The sequence below is a fragment of the Nocardioides sp. genome (genome assembly GCF_050699375.1).
Taxonomy (GTDB): Bacteria; Actinomycetota; Actinomycetes; order Propionibacteriales; family Nocardioidaceae; genus Nocardioides.
Genome location: NZ_JBOHDN010000283.1, coordinates 13,752 through 30,295, shown reverse-complemented (window position 1 = coordinate 30,295; position 16,544 = coordinate 13,752). Strand labels below are relative to the sequence as shown.

11 protein-coding genes are annotated in these 16,544 nt (G+C 65.7%); all 11 read right to left on the bottom strand.

The features are described 5' to 3' along the window. The coding region (gene rpoC, locus ACRDPS_RS20470) for a DNA-directed RNA polymerase subunit beta' (RefSeq protein WP_431503506.1) at positions 1 to 2,558 on the bottom strand (2,558 nt) is incomplete at its 3' end. Positions 2,559 to 2,685: 127 nt separating this feature from the next. Then, positions 2,686 to 6,156 (bottom strand): DNA-directed RNA polymerase subunit beta, encoded by a 3,471-nt coding sequence (gene rpoB / locus ACRDPS_RS20465; protein ID WP_431503505.1) that lies wholly within the window; start codon positions 6,154 to 6,156, stop codon positions 2,686 to 2,688. 322 nt (positions 6,157 to 6,478) lie between these two features. Further along, positions 6,479 to 7,489 carry a hypothetical protein gene (locus ACRDPS_RS20460; RefSeq protein WP_431503504.1) on the bottom strand — a complete coding sequence of 337 codons (1,011 nt, stop codon included), beginning with the start codon at positions 7,487 to 7,489 and terminating at the stop codon, positions 6,479 to 6,481. After that, positions 7,486 to 8,118, bottom strand: a complete 633-nt coding sequence (locus tag ACRDPS_RS20455; RefSeq protein ID WP_431503503.1) for a hypothetical protein — start codon at positions 8,116 to 8,118, stop codon at positions 7,486 to 7,488. Before ACRDPS_RS20455 ends, ACRDPS_RS20460 begins: the two co-directional genes overlap by 4 nt. Positions 8,119 to 8,280: 162 nt before the next feature. Continuing rightward, positions 8,281 to 9,549, bottom strand: coding sequence for an MCE family protein (locus ACRDPS_RS20450; protein ID WP_431503502.1), 1,269 nt, complete (start codon positions 9,547 to 9,549; stop codon positions 8,281 to 8,283). Continuing rightward, positions 9,546 to 11,033, bottom strand: coding sequence for an MCE family protein (locus tag ACRDPS_RS20445; protein WP_431503501.1), 1,488 nt, complete (start codon positions 11,031 to 11,033; stop codon positions 9,546 to 9,548). Before ACRDPS_RS20445 ends, ACRDPS_RS20450 begins: the two co-directional genes overlap by 4 nt. Beyond that, positions 11,033 to 12,175 (bottom strand): MCE family protein, encoded by a 1,143-nt coding sequence (locus tag ACRDPS_RS20440; protein WP_431503500.1) that lies wholly within the window; start codon positions 12,173 to 12,175, stop codon positions 11,033 to 11,035. The genes ACRDPS_RS20445 and ACRDPS_RS20440 overlap by 1 nt, the downstream gene beginning before the upstream one ends. Before the next feature lie 163 nt (positions 12,176 to 12,338). Continuing rightward, the gene (locus tag ACRDPS_RS20435; protein WP_431503499.1) at positions 12,339 to 13,313 is read right to left on the bottom strand and encodes an MCE family protein; all 975 of its coding nucleotides are present in this window, start codon (positions 13,311 to 13,313) and stop codon (positions 12,339 to 12,341) included. Next, positions 13,310 to 14,362: an MCE family protein gene (locus ACRDPS_RS20430; RefSeq protein WP_431503498.1), complete on the bottom strand. Its 1,053-nt coding sequence runs from the start codon at positions 14,360 to 14,362 to the stop codon at positions 13,310 to 13,312. The genes ACRDPS_RS20435 and ACRDPS_RS20430 overlap by 4 nt, the downstream gene beginning before the upstream one ends. After that, entirely contained in the window at positions 14,359 to 15,720 is a 1,362-nt protein-coding gene (locus tag ACRDPS_RS20425; RefSeq protein ID WP_431503497.1) for an MCE family protein, read from the bottom strand. The genes ACRDPS_RS20430 and ACRDPS_RS20425 overlap by 4 nt, the downstream gene beginning before the upstream one ends. After that, positions 15,717 to 16,544: an MlaE family ABC transporter permease gene (locus ACRDPS_RS20420; protein ID WP_431503496.1), complete on the bottom strand. Its 828-nt coding sequence runs from the start codon at positions 16,542 to 16,544 to the stop codon at positions 15,717 to 15,719. Before ACRDPS_RS20420 ends, ACRDPS_RS20425 begins: the two co-directional genes overlap by 4 nt.

The window sequence follows — 16,544 nt, the reverse complement described above, 5'->3', positions numbered from 1 at the left end:
GTACGCAGCGCGGTGTCGGCCAGACCCTTACGAGCACCGTGGGTGGAGATGAAGTACTCCAGCACGGACAGACCCTCGCGGAAGTTCGACTTGATCGGCCGCGGGATGATCTCGCCCTTCGGGTTCGCCACCAGACCTCGCATGGCGCCGACCTGGCGGATCTGGTTGAAGTTACCCGAAGCACCCGAGGTGACCTGCATGAAGATCGGGTTCTTGCGGTCGAACGCGGCCTCCATCGCTGCACCGACGACCTTGGCGGCCTCGGTCCAGATCTCGACGAGCTCCTGACGGCGCTCCTCGTCGGTGACCAGACCACGCTCGAACTGCTTCTGGACCTTGGCGGCCTGCGTCTCGAAGGACTCCAGGATCTCGGCCTTGTTCGGCGGCGTGGTGACGTCGTCGATGGAGACCGTGACACCCGAACGGGTGGCCCAGTGGAAGCCGTTGTCCTTGAGCGCGTCCAGCGACGCGGCGACCTCGACCTTGGTGTAGCGCTCGGCCAGGTCGTTGATGATCGCCCCGAGCTGCTTCTTACCGACCTCGTAGTTCACGAAGGGGTAGTCGGCCGGCAGGGTGTCGTTGAAGATGACCCGACCCAGGGTGGTCTCGAGCACGAGCGGCTCGCCCTCGGTCCAGCCCTCCGGCACGTCGTAGCCGAGCGGCGGCACGATGTCGTCGAGGCGGATCTTGATCCTCGACTGCAGCGTGATCTCGAGGTGGTCGAAGGCCATGATGGCCTCGGCCGGGGACGAGAAGGCACGACCCTCGCCGACCTCACCCTCACGGTCGGAGGTGATGAAGAACAGACCGATGATCATGTCCTGGGTCGGCATGGTGACCGGACGACCGTCGGACGGCTTGAGGATGTTGTTGGTCGAGAGCATCAGGATGCGAGCCTCGGCCTGAGCCTCCGCCGACAGCGGCAGGTGGACAGCCATCTGGTCGCCGTCGAAGTCCGCGTTGAACGCGGTGCAGACCAGCGGGTGCAGCTGGATCGCCTTACCCTCGATCAGCTGCGGCTCGAAGGCCTGGATGCCGAGTCGGTGCAGGGTCGGCGCACGGTTCAGCAGAACCGGGTGCTCGGTGATGACCTCTTCGAGGACGTCCCACACGACCGGGCGAGCGCGCTCGACCATCCGCTTGGCGGACTTGATGTTCTGAGCGTGGCTCAGGTCCACCAGACGCTTCATCACGAACGGCTTGAACAGCTCCAGGGCCATCTGCTTCGGCAGACCGCACTGGTGCAGCTTGAGCTGCGGGCCCGACACGATGACCGAACGGCCTGAGTAGTCGACGCGCTTACCGAGCAGGTTCTGACGGAAGCGGCCCTGCTTGCCCTTGAGCATGTCGGAGAGCGACTTCAGCGGGCGGTTGCCCGGCCCGGTGACCGGACGACCACGACGGCCGTTGTCGAACAGCGAGTCGACGGCCTCCTGCAGCATCCGCTTCTCGTTGTTCACGATGATCTCGGGGGCACCGAGGTCAAGGAGACGCTTGAGGCGGTTGTTGCGGTTGATCACACGACGGTAGAGGTCGTTGAGGTCGGAGGTCGCGAAGCGGCCACCGTCGAGCTGCACCATCGGGCGCAGGTCCGGCGGGATGACCGGGACGGCGTCGAGCACCATGCCGGTCGGCTGGTTGCCGGTCTTGCGGAAGGCATCGACGACCTTGAGGCGCTTGAGGGCGCGGACCTTGCGCTGACCCTTGCCGGTGGCAATGGTCTCACGCAGGTTCTCGACCTCCTCGGCGATGTCGAAGCTCTCGAGGCGCTTCTGGATCGCCGTGGCGCCCATGTGGCCCTCGAAGTACTTCCCGAACCAGGTCTTCATCTCGCGGTAGAGCAGCTCGTCGCCCATGAGGTCCTGGATCTTCAGGTTCTTGAAGGTGTCCCAGACCTCGTCGAGGCGGTTGACCTCACGCTCGGTGCGGTCGCGCAGCTGCTTCATCTCGCGCTCGGCGCCGTCCTTGACCTTGCGCTTGGCGTCGGACTTGGCGCCCTCGGCCTCGAGCGCGGCCAGGTCGGTCTCGAGCTTCTTGGCGCGGTCGTTGATCGCCACGTCGAGCCGGCCGGTCAGCATCTTGCGCTGCTGGTCGACCTTGGCCTCCAGCGAGGACAGGTCGCGGTGACGCGCGTCCTCGTCGACCGAGGTGATCATGTACGCCGCGAAGTAGATGACCTTCTCCAGGTCCTTCGGGGCGAGGTCGAGCAGGTAGCCCAGCCGCGACGGAACACCCTTGAAGTACCAGATGTGGGTCACGGGAGCGGCGAGCTCGATGTGGCCCATCCGCTCACGACGTACCTTGGAGCGGGTCACCTCGACGCCGCAGCGCTCGCAGATGATGCCCTTGAAGCGGACGCGCTTGTACTTGCCGCAGTAGCACTCCCAGTCCCGGGTGGGACCGAAGATCTTCTCGCAGAAGAGGCCGTCACGCTCGGGCTTGAGCGTGCGGTAGTTGATGGTCTCCGGCTTCTTGACCTCGCCGTGGCTCCACGCGCGGATCTCGTCCGCGGTGGCCAGGCCGATCTTGAGCTGATCGAAGAAGTTTACGTCGAGCACGATGGCTTCGTTTCCTTCGTTAGTTCTGTACGTCTCGTGGCTAATGACTGATTCTTGGGGCGGCCCGACTCGACTCGAACCGAGCCGCCCGTTGGGTCCCGAGCGAAGCGAGGGACCTCTCTATGAATCAGACTTCTTCGACAGAGCTGGGCTCGCGACGGGACAGGTCGATACCGAGCTCCTCGGCGGCGCGGAAGACGTCTTCCTCCGCGTCACGAAGCTCGATCGCCGAACCGTCCTGGCTCAGGACCTCGACGTTCAGGCACAGCGACTGCATCTCCTTGACCAGAACCTTGAACGACTCCGGGATACCCGAGTCGGGGATGTTCTCGCCCTTGACGATCGCCTCGTACACCTTCACACGGCCGGGCACGTCGTCCGACTTGATGGTCAGGAGCTCCTGCAGGGCGTAGGCGGCGCCGTACGCCTCCATCGCCCAGACCTCCATCTCACCGAAGCGCTGGCCACCGAACTGGGCCTTACCGCCGAGCGGCTGCTGGGTGATCATCGAGTACGGACCGGTCGAACGCGCGTGGATCTTGTCGTCGACCAGGTGGTGCAGCTTGAGGATGTACATGTAACCCACGGCGACCGGCTCCGGGAACGGCTCGCCGGAGCGACCGTCGAAGAGGCGGGCCTTGCCGTCGGTGCCGACGACCCGGCGACCATCCCGGTTGGGGAGGGTCGCGCTGAGCAGACCGGTGATCTCGTCCTCACGCGCACCGTCGAAGACCGGAGTGGCCACCTTGGTGCCCGGCTCCGCCTTGTCGGCCTGGATCTTGATCAGGCGCTGCTTCCAGTCGCTGTTCTCCGGGTCGTCGGAGAGGTTGAGGTCCCAACCCTGCTGGGCGAGCCAGCCGAGGTGGAGCTCCAGGACCTGTCCGATGTTCATCCGACGCGGGACACCGAGCGGGTTCAGCAGAACGTCGACCGGGGTGCCGTCCTCCATGAACGGCATGTCCTCGACCGGCAGGATCTTCGCGATGACGCCCTTGTTGCCGTGACGGCCGGCGAGCTTGTCACCCACGGAGATCTTGCGCTTCTGCGCCACGTAGACCCGAACCAGCTGGTTCACGCCCGGCGGCAGCTCGTCGCCCTCCTCACGGTCGAAGACGCGGACACCGATGACGGTGCCCTCCTCGCCGTGCGGCACCTTCATCGAGGTGTCGCGGACCTCGCGCGCCTTCTCACCGAAGATCGCACGGAGCAGACGCTCCTCCGGGGTCAGCTCGGTCTCACCCTTCGGGGTCACCTTGCCGACCAGGATGTCACCGGTGGTGACCTCGGCGCCGATGCGGATGATGCCGCGCTCGTCGAGGTCGGCCAGCATCTCCTCGGAGACGTTGGGGATGTCCCGGGTGATCTCCTCCGGACCCAGCTTGGTGTCGCGGGCGTCGACCTCGTGCTCCTCGATGTGGATCGAGGTGAGGTAGTCCTGCTGCACCAGACGCTGGGAGAGGATGATCGCGTCTTCGTAGTTGTGGCCCTGCCACGACTGGAAGGCCACCAGGAGGTTGGCACCCAGCGCCATCTCGGCACCCTGGGTCGCCGGACCGTCGGCCAGCGGCGTGCCGACCTCGACCCGGGCGCCCTCGTCGACCAGCGGCTGCTGGTTGACGCAGTTGCCCTGGTTGGAGCGCTCGAACTTCGCCAGCTTGTAGCTGGTGTAGGTGCCGTCGTCGTTGAGGGTCTCGATCAGGTCGGAGGCGACCTCCTTGACCACACCGGCCTTCTTCGCGACGAGCACGTCACCGGCGTCGACGGCCGCACGGTATTCGACACCCGTGCCGACCAGCGGCGAGTCGCTGCGGACCAGCGGAACCGCCTGACGCTGCATGTTGGCGCCCATGAGCGCGCGGTTGGCGTCGTCGTGCTCGAGGAACGGGATCAGCGCGGTCGCGACCGAGACCATCTGGCGCGGCGAGACGTCGATGTAGTCGACCTCGTCGGCCAGGAGCTCGGAGACCTCACCGTCGCGCTGGCGGACCAGCACACGCTCGGTGGCGAACTTCATGTTGTCGTCCACGGCCGCGTTGGCCTGCGCGATGACGTACCTGTCCTCGTCGTCCGCGGTCAGGTAGTCGATCTTGTCGGTGACGACACCGTTCACGACCTTGCGGTAGGGCGTCTCGACGAAACCGAACGGGTTGATCCGGCCGAAGGAGGCCAGCGAGCCGATCAGACCGATGTTGGGACCCTCAGGCGTCTCGATCGGGCACATCCGGCCGTAGTGCGACGGGTGGACGTCGCGGACCTCCATGCCGGCACGGTCACGGGAGAGACCACCCGGGCCGAGAGCCGACAGACGCCGCTTGTGCGTCAGGCCCGCGAGCGGGTTGTTCTGGTCCATGAACTGCGAGAGCTGCGAGGTGCCGAAGAACTCCTTCAGCGCAGCGACCACGGGACGGATGTTGATCAGGGACTGCGGCGTGATCGCCTCGACGTCCTGGGTCGTCATCCGCTCGCGCACGACGCGCTCCATACGAGCCAGGCCGGTACGCAGCTGGTTCTGGATCAGCTCGCCGACCGTACGCATCCGGCGGTTGCCGAAGTGGTCGATGTCGTCGGCGGAGACGTCGGTGGCGCCGGCCGGCATGTCGAGCTGCTCACGCCCGTCGTGCAGCGCGACGATGTACTTGATCGTCGCGACGATGTCGTCGACGGTCAGCGTCTGCTGGTCGAAGGCCTCGGTCAGACCGAGCTTCTTGTTGACCTTGTAGCGGCCGACCTTGGCGGTGTCGTAGCGCTTCGGGTTGAAGTAGTAGTTGTTCAGCAGCGTCTGCGCGGCCTCACGCGTGGGCGGCTCGCCCGGGCGGAGCTTGCGGTAGATGTCGAGCAGCGCGTCGTCCTGAGCGGTGGTGCTGTCCTTCTCCAGGGTCAGCATCATCGACTCGTACTCGCCGAACTCCTCGCGGATCTGCTCGTTGGTCCAGCCGAGGGCCTTGAGCAGCACCGTGACGTTCTGCTTGCGCTTGCGGTCGAGGCGGACGCCGACCAGGTCGCGCTTGTCGATCTCGAACTCGAGCCAGGCACCGCGGCTGGGGATCAGCTTGGCGGTGTAGATGTCCTTGTCGGACGTCTTGTCGGCGGTGCGCTCGAAGTAGACGCCCGGGGACCGGACGAGCTGCGAGACGACGACGCGCTCGGTGCCGTTGATGACGAAGGTGCCCTGTTCGGTCATGAGCGGGAAGTCGCCCATGAAGACCGTCTGGCCCTTGATCTCACCGGTGTCGTTGTTGGTGAACTCCGCCGAGACATAGAGAGGAGCGGAGTAGGTGAAGTCCTTCTCCTTGCACTCCTCGACGGTGTACTTGGGGTCATAGAAGACAGGGCTCTCGAACGAGAGGGACATCGTCTCCGAGAAGTCCTCGATCGGGGAGATCTCCTCGAAGATCTCCTGCAGACCGGACTTGTGAGACACGTCCTCACCCGCTGCTTCGCGGGTGGCGACCTGCTCCTGCCAGCGCTCGTTACCGATCAGCCAGTCGAAACTGTCGGTCTGGAGGGCGAGGAGCTTGGGAAGCTCGAGAGGCTCTGAGATCTTAGCGAAAGAGATGCGGCGAGGGGTGTTAACACCCGACGAGGTGCGCGCGGCCAAGAGGAATCCTTCGACAAGGTTCGCAGGTGGATTCGCGCTGCCGACCACCGAACAGCCACCGGGCAGGCTGAGGGGCATATGAAGGCATGCGCAAAGCGCCATCGTACGGCACAAAAGCGCGCTTCACAACACCGGGACCAATTAAAAGTCCGGCGGCACTGGTTTCCTACCAGTCGAGGTCACAGATTCGGCTTGTCGTACATCGCGGATGATCATGCGCCCATCGCGCCTCTGGGTCAAGCATCCTCGCCAATCGGTCCGCCGTCCGGGAATGTTGTTCCGATCACTTGACAGGTAGCGCAAAGCGCTTTTCGCCCCGTTGCTACTTCTGGCTGGGCTGCGTCTCGACCTTGTCCACCAGCCACTTGTCGCCCACCTTGGCCATGGTGAGCATCGCGTACTCCTGGTAGCCGATGGGCGTGCTCCGCTGGGCGTTGGTGACCTGACGGTCGACCAGGACCAGCACCTGCACGGTGTCCTCGGAGACCCGGATGACGCCGGCGTCGACCGGTGCGAGCGTCTTCACGACGGTCTTCGTCTCGGGGACGTTGTCGACGAGAACGGCGAAGAGACGGTCGTAGTCCTCGCGGTAGTCCTTCGTCATCACCGCGTGAGCCTTGCTCTTCGACTCATCCATCTTGCTGTAGTCGTAGGAGAGCAGCGGGACCACGGACTTCTTGGCCGCCGCGAGAGCCTCACCGCCCTGCTCCTCGACGAGGAGCTTGTGGTTGCGGGTGATCCGCTTGCCCACCGCGCCCTCGGCCGTGCTGGTCGTGACGTTGTTGTTGGAGACGGTGGAGACCTTCTCCTGCCCGAAGAACACCACGCCGGCGGCGACGACCGCGGCCAGGGCGAGCGCCCCCGCGGCGGCGAGGCTCCACACCGGGAGCACCGGCAGCGTACGTCCGGCCGGTTCCTCGTCGTCTTCGTCGCTGTCTTCGTCGCTGTCTTCGTCGGTGGGCTCGGCGGCGGGCTCGGCGTCGGTCTCGGAACCGTCGGGCTCGTCGTCCGCCGCCTCGTTCTCGACAGCCGCCGTCTCTACGGCCGCTGCGCTCGCGGCGTCATCGCCGGCGTCCTCGGAGCCTTCCTCGGCCTCGACGTCGTCCTCGTCGGCGGCCGCCTCCTCGAGCGCAGCCAGCTCGGCGTCGTACGCAGCCCGCAACTTGTCGTCGAGAAGAACGGCAGCGGCGTCGTTGAGCGTGCGGAAGCGGCGGTCGGTCGGGTCCAGGTCCGCGATGGCGGACTTCCACGCCGCCCGGATGTCGTCGGTGGCGGCGTCCTGCTCGACGTCGAGCAGGTCGTACCAGGTCGGGCTGGTCATCGCGGCACTCATGGTGTCACCCCTTCGCTGCTCTCCGAGGTGGGAGCCTCCTCGGCGGGATACCAGTCGTCGACCAGCCACTTCCCGTTCTGCTTGACGAGCTCGACCTCCGTACGAGCCAGCTGGCGCGCCGCCTCGACGCGCTCCTCGGAGCCCTCGGACTTCGGGTAGCTGATCGCGAGCTCGGCCACGACCAGCACGGTGGCGCTGTCCTCGTCGAGACCGGCGACCGCAGTGCTGTGCACGCTCGTCGAACGGCCGACGCCTTGCTGCGCCACCGTCGCCTCGGCGAAGGACACGTTGCTCAGGAAGCTCTTCTCGAACTTCGGGGTGAGCAGCGCGCCGACCTTCTTGCGGTACTCCGGCATCGTCTTCTTGTCGCTGCCGATGTCCTCGGGACCGTAGGTGTTGACCTGCCGGACGAACTCGTCGCCCGCCGACATCACCTGCTCGCGCTGGCTCACCACCGACTCGTCGGCTCCGCGTGTCAGCTGCCAGCCGACGTAGCCGGCCGCGGAGAGGATCACGGCGATCAGCAGGGCCAGGATGCCCCAGCGGAGCAGGCTGCTCCTGCGCTGACTCGTCCCGTCGGTGGTTGCACCGGTCTCCGTGTCGGGACCGGGATCGGTCGTGGTGCTCAAAGGATCACTTTTCCTTCCGCCGAAGCGGAGCTAGAGGCAATGTTGTGTGTGGCTCGGTGAGGACCCAGGTCCAAGCGTCATCACCGTACGCTCCAGGCGAAACGGTCGGCTTGGCGGCGTTCCGGGGTCCCGAACCCGGTCGGCCACGTCAGGGTGGCTCGGCTACTCGGTCTCCATCGGCTGGAGGTAGAGCCACTTCCAGGCGTCGTCGCCGTAGGAGGACGGGGCCGCGGTCGAGACCGAGCTGTCCTCGGGCTCGCCCCAGGTGAGCTTGCCGGTCTTCGGGTCGAAGCTCGCCACCGAGTCCGGGCCGCCCACAGCCGCGCGCGGCGTCTGGCTGGAACCGCGCGCGTTGGACTTGGTCGGGTCCTCGGTGCAGGAGACCTCGGTGTTGAACGGACGGCTCTGCAGGTCGAGCGGGCTGCGCTTCTTCGTGCTCTCGTAGCCCTGCTTGCACGGCGTCTGCGTAGTCAGCGCCATTCCGAAGTGCGCCTGCGCCAGGCCCGGGTGGCCGACGTCGACAACCGCGAAGCTGCCCTCGACCACGACCGGGAAGATCGAGAGCAGGTGCTTGACGCCCGGAAGGTTCTTCCGGACGACCTTGCCGGTCACCAGCACCTCGTTGAGGAGCTCGCCGATCTCCACTTCGTTCTGCTCCAGGAACAGCCGAAGCTCGGTGGCGCCCGCCGAGCCGCTCTCGATCAGCTTGATCAGGTCCTTGTTGGACCCGGCCAGCGTGCCGGTGAACAGCTCCAGGTCGGTCGCGAACGACTTGATCGCCGAGGTGCTGTCGAGCTGCCCCTGAAGGACCGTGTTGCTGTCCCGGATCAGCTGGGTGGTGAGGCCGAAGTTCTGGTCGGCGGTCTCCACGAATGCGGTGCCGGTGTCGATGATGGTCTGCAGGTCTTGACCGGTGCCGGCAAAGCCCTTGCCGAGCTCGTCGACGGTCGTGGTGAGCGCCTTCTGATCGACCGAGCTCACCGTCCTGCTGACGTCCTCCAGCAGCTTCTCGGTCGGGAGCGGCGTGGTCGTGGCGGCGCGGGCGATCTCCGAGCCGTCCTCGAGGAAGGGCTCACCCTTCGACTGCGGCTGCAGCTCGACGTACTGCTCACCGACGGCGGAGCGGTTGCCGACCACAGCGAGGCTGTCGGCCGGGATCTTGCCCTTCCAGTCGTTGTCGATCTTCAGCGTCACGTCGACACCGCTGCGATTGAGCACCAGCTCGCCGACCTGGCCGATCTTGACGCCGCGGTAGTCGACCTCGGCGTCCTTGTAGATGCCTCCGGACTGCGCGAAATGAGCCATCACGACGTAATGGTCCTTGACGAACAGGGACCCCAGACGCGCATAGCGCGCACCGACGAAGCTGACCCCGACGAGGGTGATCAGCACGAAGACCATCAGCTGCAGCTTGGTACGGCGGGTGATCATGAGACGCCCTCCTGGTGGGTGTTGCCCGAGGTGCTCAGCGCAGGGATCATCAGCGAAGTCAGGCCTGGGTCGAGCTCCTTGCTCAGCTCGTCGTAGGTCACCGCATGCGTCCCTGGCGTCGCACCGGCGCGACAGAAGAGGAGCAGTACGCAGCCCGAACCGTCACCGCCGGAGGTTCCGCCGCTCGTGCTGGGGGCCAGGTCGAGTCCGAGGAGGTCCGTCAGTGTGCTGGTCAGTCCGGACGGCAGCGCATCGCAGGCCCCACTTACGTCGCTCCTGGAGCCACGTCCCGAGAGCGCCCCGGTCAGCACCTCTTGGCACGCCGACAGAGACTTCGCGAAGTCGCCGTTACAGACCTTGTCCAACGCCGTGTTCAGCTGTTTCAGGAGATCCTCGCCCTCGTTCCCCTGAAGATGCCTGATGACCTCGTTCTTCCCCCAGCACACGGTGGCGGGGAGGTCTGGCGCGTTGTCGAGCAACGTGTCGAGGTTGAGATCGACGGTGACATCGAGGTTGACGAAGTCACCCATGTGCAGGTTGCGCGCGGTCTGCGGTGAACCACCGACGGCCGCGTCCACGAACGGGTAGGTGAGGATCGTGTTCATCGCCCGGACGAACTTGTCGCCGGAGTCGGCCAGGTTCGACAGGATCGGCTGGAGGTCCTTCACGATGCCGATGGTGTTGTCCTTGGACGCCCGGATGACACGTACGCCGGTATCACCGAGACGCTCCAGTGCCTTGAGCATCTTGACCAGGTCGCCGCGCTGCTTGTCGATGCTCGAGATCGCTGAGGGAAGCTCTTCGAGAGCGGCGTCGATGGAACCCATCTGCGCGTTGGTGGCCTTCGCCAGCGCATCGAGTGCCTCGATCGCCGCGACGATCTTCTCCTTGTTGTTGTCGAGCTCGCGCGAGAGAGCCTCGATCTGATGGAGCACCGAGCGCGCGGCGTCCTCGCGACCGGCGAGCGCCTTGTTGAGCTCGGTCGAGATCGTCTTCAGCTGGGCGACGCCACCACCGTTGAGCAGCAGGCTCAGCGCGCTGAAGACCTCTTCGATCTCCGGGTTGCGGCCGGTCTGCGAGAGCGGGATGGTCGCGCCGTCGGTCAGCTTGGTCGGGTCGGCCTCGGCCGGGCGCTCGAGTGCGACGAACTTCTCGCCGAGGAGCGAGGTCTGCTGGATCGAGGCCCGCGCGTTGGTCGGCAGGCTGACGTCCTTCTTCAGCAGCATCCGGACAGTGGCGACGCCGTCGTCGAGCCAGATCTTGTCGATCTTGCCGACATCGATGTCCTGGAGCTTGACCGTCGACTGCGGCACCAGGTCGAGCGTGTCCTGGAACTGCACGGTGATCGCCATCGCGTCGTCGCCGGCGTCCACGCCACCGGGGAGCGGAAGGTCATAGACGGAGAAGGTGCCACAGCCGGTCAGCATCAGGGCACCGGCGACAACACCGACGAACGCCTGGAGGGCGCGCTTCATGGTCGTCATCACTTCTTCACCTCCACCAGTCCACCGAGTGACATGTCGTAGGGCACCCCGTAGGAGGAACCCGTGCCGAGACCGATCGCCGCGGAACGGTTCAGCCCCGGCATCTGTCGGATCTCCGAGCAGGTCTTGGCGCTGCTTCCGTCCGTCGCCTGGTCGACGAGGCTGCACAGGAACGATGCGGGGTTCTGGAGGATCTCATCGAGGACCATGGTGATGTTGGCGTTGGTGTCGAGCGTGCCGGTCTCCGGGTTGTAGGCGAGACCCAGGTTGTTCAGCGCCAACGGCGCGGTCCGAAGGCTCTCGTCCAACGCCTTGCGCTGCCGCACGAGCACCTTGGCGATCCGGTTGAGGCTCTGGATGTCCTCGCGCAGGATCGACTTGTTGTCCCGCACGAACTTGGTGACCTTGGTCAGCGCCACCGAGAGGTTCTTCATGGAGGCGGCGAGCTCCTCGCGCTCACCCTCGAGCATCGAGGAGACCTCGGCGAGGGCCTGGGCGAAGTCGCGTACGGTCTGGTCGTTCTCCGCGAGCGTGCCGATGAAGCCTTCGAGCTGCTCGGCCGAGTTGAAGAACTGCTCGTCACGGTTGTCGAGGGTCTTGGTCAGCTTGCCGAGGTCACCGACGGTCGAGTTGATCTTTTCGCCCTGACCACCGAGGTTCTTCGCCGTCTGCTGAAGCAGGTCGGTGAGAGCACCGTTCTTGTTGGCGCCATCCGGGCCGATCGCGACCACCAGGTCGTCGACGCTGGAGTAGATCTGGTCGAGCTCGACCGGGACCGAGGTCTTGTCGGTGCTCAGCACCGCGCCATCGGCCATCTTCTTGCCGCCGTCGAAGGCGGGCGTGACCTGGACGTAGCGGTCGCCGACGATCGAGGGAGAGATGATCACGGCCTTCCCGTCTGCGGGAAGGTCGACGTCGCTCGCGTACTCCATGGTGACCTTGACGTCGGTGCCGTTCGGCTTCACCTCGGTCACCTCACCGACCGCGACACCGAGCACGCGCAGGTCACTGCCCTCGTAGACCGAGACGGTCCGCGGGAAGTGCGCCACCAGCGTCTTCTCGCCGGTGTCGCGGACCAGGGCCCAGGCACCGACGCCGAGGATGAGCGCGCCGATGATGATCGGAACGATGAACTTGTTCACGCCGCCACCCCCGTAACGCAGGCGCCAGAATACGGCCGCGGCGGCGTGAAGTCCCTTTGGTTCACTCGCTGACGCTCGCTCACTGCCGCCACCCCCGTAACGCAGGCGCCAGAATACGGCCGCGGCGGCGTGAAGGTCATCAGGTTCACTCGCTGACGCTCGTTCATGGGGTCCCCCCTGTAAGAGCCGGGACAGGAGGCATGTTCTGGATGTAGGTGTCCCACCACGGACCGTTGCCCAAGGCGTTGTTGAAGACCTTGTAGAAGGGCGCCATCAGCCGCAGCGACTTCTCGAGGTTCTCCTCGTTCTTCGTGAACACGTCGAGGATCACGTCGAGGCTCTCGAGCGCCGGCTTGAGGTCGGCGCGACTGTCGTCGACGAGCTGCGTCAGCTCCTTGGCGAGCTGTTGCGTGGAGATCAGCAGGTTGTGGACCGCCTCGCGCCGCTGGACCAGGGCAGTGAAGAGCTGGTTGGCGTCGTTCATCAGGGCGATCAGGTCGCCGTCGCGCTCGTCGAGCACCTTGGTCACCCGGTCGAGCTGGGTGAGCAGCGACTCGATGCGTTCGTCCTTGGCGGCCAGGTTGCGAGAGAGGTCCGAGACGCCGGTGAGGGCGGCCTGGAACTCCTCCGGCGTCGACCGGGTCAGGTCGGCGAGCGTGGTGAGCGCCGCGGCGAGCTGGTCCTTGTCGATGTTGGCGGAGGTGTCGGCCAGACCTTCGAACGCCTCGACGACGTCGTAGGGAGACTCGGTACGGTCCACCGGGATGGTGGAGCCCGCGTTCAGCTGGCCTTCGCCGGCCGGCTCAAGCTCGAGGTACATGTCGCCGAGCAGCGTCTTGACGCGGACGCTGGCACCCGAGTTCTCACCGAAGTTGACCTTCTCGCGGATCTTGAAGCCGACCTTGACCTGGTTGCCGTCGAGCTCGATCGTGTCGACCTTGCCGACTCGGACACCGGCCACACGGACCTCGGAGCTGGTCTTCAGGCCACCCGCCTCGGTGAAGTTGGCGTAGTAGGTGGTGCCACCACCGATCAGCGGCAGGCTGTCGGCCTTGAACGCCATCGCCAGCATCATGACGAGGACGGCGATCGAGACGGCGCCGATCTTGACAGGGTTGCGTTCGCGGAACGGAATCATCCGAGGTTGCACCTCGCTTGACCGGGCTCGTAGATCGGGATTTCGAGGTCCTTGCCTTCGGAGTCTCTGATCGTGCCCCGCAGGCCACACAGGTAGAAGTTGAACCAACCACCGTAGCTGGCCGCCGCGCCGATCTTGTCCAGCTTGATCGGCTGGAGCTGGAGGGCCTTGTCGAGCTGTCGCTTGTCCTTGGCGACCTTGTCGGAGAACGTCTTGGCCTCGCGCAGGTCCGCCAGCAGCGGGTCCTTCGCCTCGTGCACCAGGTCGGCGGTCTCCACGGAGAGAGCCGAGATCTGGTCGAGGGAGCCAAGGATCGCCTCGCGGTCGTTGTTGAGACCGCCGATGAAGTCGCGGAAGGTCACGATCAGGCTCGAGAGCTCCTTCTCGCGGTCACCCACGTGCTCGAGCACCTCGGTGAGGTTGTCGATCAGGGCGTTGATGACCTGGTCCTTCTCGGCGAGCGTCGAGGTCAACGAAGCCGTGTGCGAGAGCAGGCTCTCCAGCGTGCCGCCCTCGCCCTGGAAGACCTGGACGATCTCGTACGAAAGCGTGTTGACGTCGCTGGGAGACAGCGCCTGGAACAGCGGCTTGAACCCGTTGAAGAGCACGGTCAGGTCGAGCGCCGGGTGGGTCTGCCCGACGGGGATCGTCTGACCCTCCTGCATCGCGGAGGCGTCGCCCACCAGCTGCTTGGTCAGCGCGAGGTAGCGCTGGCCGATCAGGTTGCGGTACTTGATCGTCGCCTCGGTCGTGGTCGCGATCTGCTGCGCGCTGTCGACCGTGAAGGTGACCTCCGCGCTGCGGGCGTCGTCGGAGATCTCGATCTCCTTGACCGAGCCGACCTTCACCCCGGAGATGCGTACGTCGTCGCCCTTGTTCACACCGGTGACGTCGGTGAAGACCGCTTTGTACTCATCGGACTGGCCGAAGGTGACGTTGCCGATCGTGATCGCGAGCAGGCCGGTCGCCAGCGTCGTGACGATCACGAAGATGATCAGCTTCCAGAAGTCCTGGAAGGTCTTCGCGTCGAAGAGCTTGACTGCGCTCACTGGTAGCTCACCTCCGCTCCACGTGCGGCCGGACCGAGCATCAGCGCGCCGAGGTCGGGGACCTCGTCGGCGCTCATGCCCATGCCAGGCGCGAACAGCTCATTGATCACGTCAGCCTCGGCGGACGTACCGACGTAGGACAGGGCCGAGAACTCGTTCGACCCGGTGGCGGAGCGCATGACGCCCTTTCCGGTGGGCTCGTCGACGCCGTCGTCCTTGTTGGGGAAGGGCGCGAACGGCTTCTTCTGGTTCCAGGACGCGTTCGGGAGCTCGCCGCAGTTGGGACCGCTGTCCTCGCCGAAGCGCGGCTTGTCCTTGGTCGAGTAGGGGCGAGACTGATGCGGCAGCGTCTCCAGCGTGATGTGGACCGTGTAGTTGCGGAACACCTCGGTGAACTCGTCGGTCAGGGTGTCCATGCCCCCGATGAGGCACGGAAACAGCGGCGCGTAGCGCGCCAGCGCCTTGGTGACCGGCCGGCCGACCTCACCGAGCTGGATCAGCGTGTCCCCGTTGTCGTCGAGGAAACGGTCGGCGGTGTTCGAGAACGCGGTCACGTCGGTCAGCATCTTGTTGAGCTGCGCGTCGCGGTCCTCGAGGGTGGTCGCGGTGACGATGGTGTTGCGGAGGATCTGGCCCAGCTCCGGCAGCACGGCCTGGTAGGTGCCGGAGACCTCGGTCGCGAGCTCGAGATCCTCGATCAGCGCCGGGATCTCGGGGTTCAGCCGCTTCAGGTAGGAGTCGAGGGTGTCCAGGGACTCGCCGAGCTTGTCGCCGCGGCCTTCGAGCGCGGTGGCGAGCGCGTTGAGCGTGTTGTTGAGGTCGGCCGGCTGGATGGTCCGCAGCAGCGGGTAGAGGTCGCGCAGCACCTCTTGAACCTCGGTAGCCATCTTGGTCTTCTCGATGACGGCACCCGGCTGGATCGGCTCGCTGAAGTCGGTGTCGGGCGGGACCAGCGAGACGTACTTCTGTCCGAAGAGGGTCTTGGGGAGGATCGCTCCGGTCACGTCCGGGTGGACCTGGCTGACCTCCTCGGGGAACAGACCCAGGGTCAGCTCGGCACCTTCGTCGGTGGGCTTCATGTCGAGGACCTCGCCGACGATCAGGCCGCGGACCTTGACGTCGGCGCGATCGGGAAGCTGAAGGCCGATCCGGTCGGCCTTGAGGGTGATCTCCTCGAACTCGGCGAACCTGTTGGTGAACTGCGCCCAGGTCAGGGTGAGCGCGCCGAGGACCAGCGCGATGAAGACGATCCCGAGGACCTTCCCCTTCTGCCGGGCCCAGGCGAGCGAGGCCGCGCTCCTCTTGTGCGGAGCCGGCACGTGGTGCTCGGTGCCGTCGCGAGTGATTGTCTGAGTCATCCCGCCAACCTCACTGTCGTCGTGGAGCCCCAGATCGCCATGGAGAGCATCAGGTCGATCACGGAGACGGCGACGATGCTGGTCCGCACGGCCTTACCGACCGCGACGCCGACGCCGGCGGGGCCGCCGGAGGCGTGGTAGCCGTGGTAGCAGTGGATCAGGATCACCACGACCGCGAAGATCAGCACCTTGCCGAAGGACCACAGCACGTCGACGGGCGGCAGGAACGTGTTGAAGTAGTGGTCGTACGTACCCGCGCTCTGGCCGTAGAAGAGGATCACGGTGAACCGGGTGGCGACGTAGGAGGACAGCAGACCGACCACATAGAGCGGCACGATCGCGATCAGGCCGCCGATCATCCGGGTGGTCACCAGGAACGGCAGCGACGGGATCGCCATCACCTCGAGGGCATCGACCTCTTCGGAGATGCGCATCGCGCCGAGCTGGGCCGTGAAGCCGCAGCCGACCGTCGCGGCGAGCGCGATGCCAGCGACCAGCGGCGCGATCTCACGGGTGTTGAAGTAGGCCGAGACGAAGCCGGAGAACGACGCCGTGCCCAGTTGGTCGAGCGCGGTGTAGCCGGAGAGCCCGACCTGGGCTCCGGTGAAGAAGGTCATCGCCAGGATCACGCCGACGGTGCCGCCGATGACGGCCAGCGCACCCGAGCCGAGGGTGACCTCGGCGAGGATCCGGAGGATCTCCTTCTTGTAGCGCCTCAGTGTGCGCGGGAACCACGAGACCGCGCGCAGGTAGAAGCCGAGCTCGTCACCGAGGTGGTCGAGGCTCTTGGCCGGCTTCTGGTAGATCGACTTGATGTTCGCCAT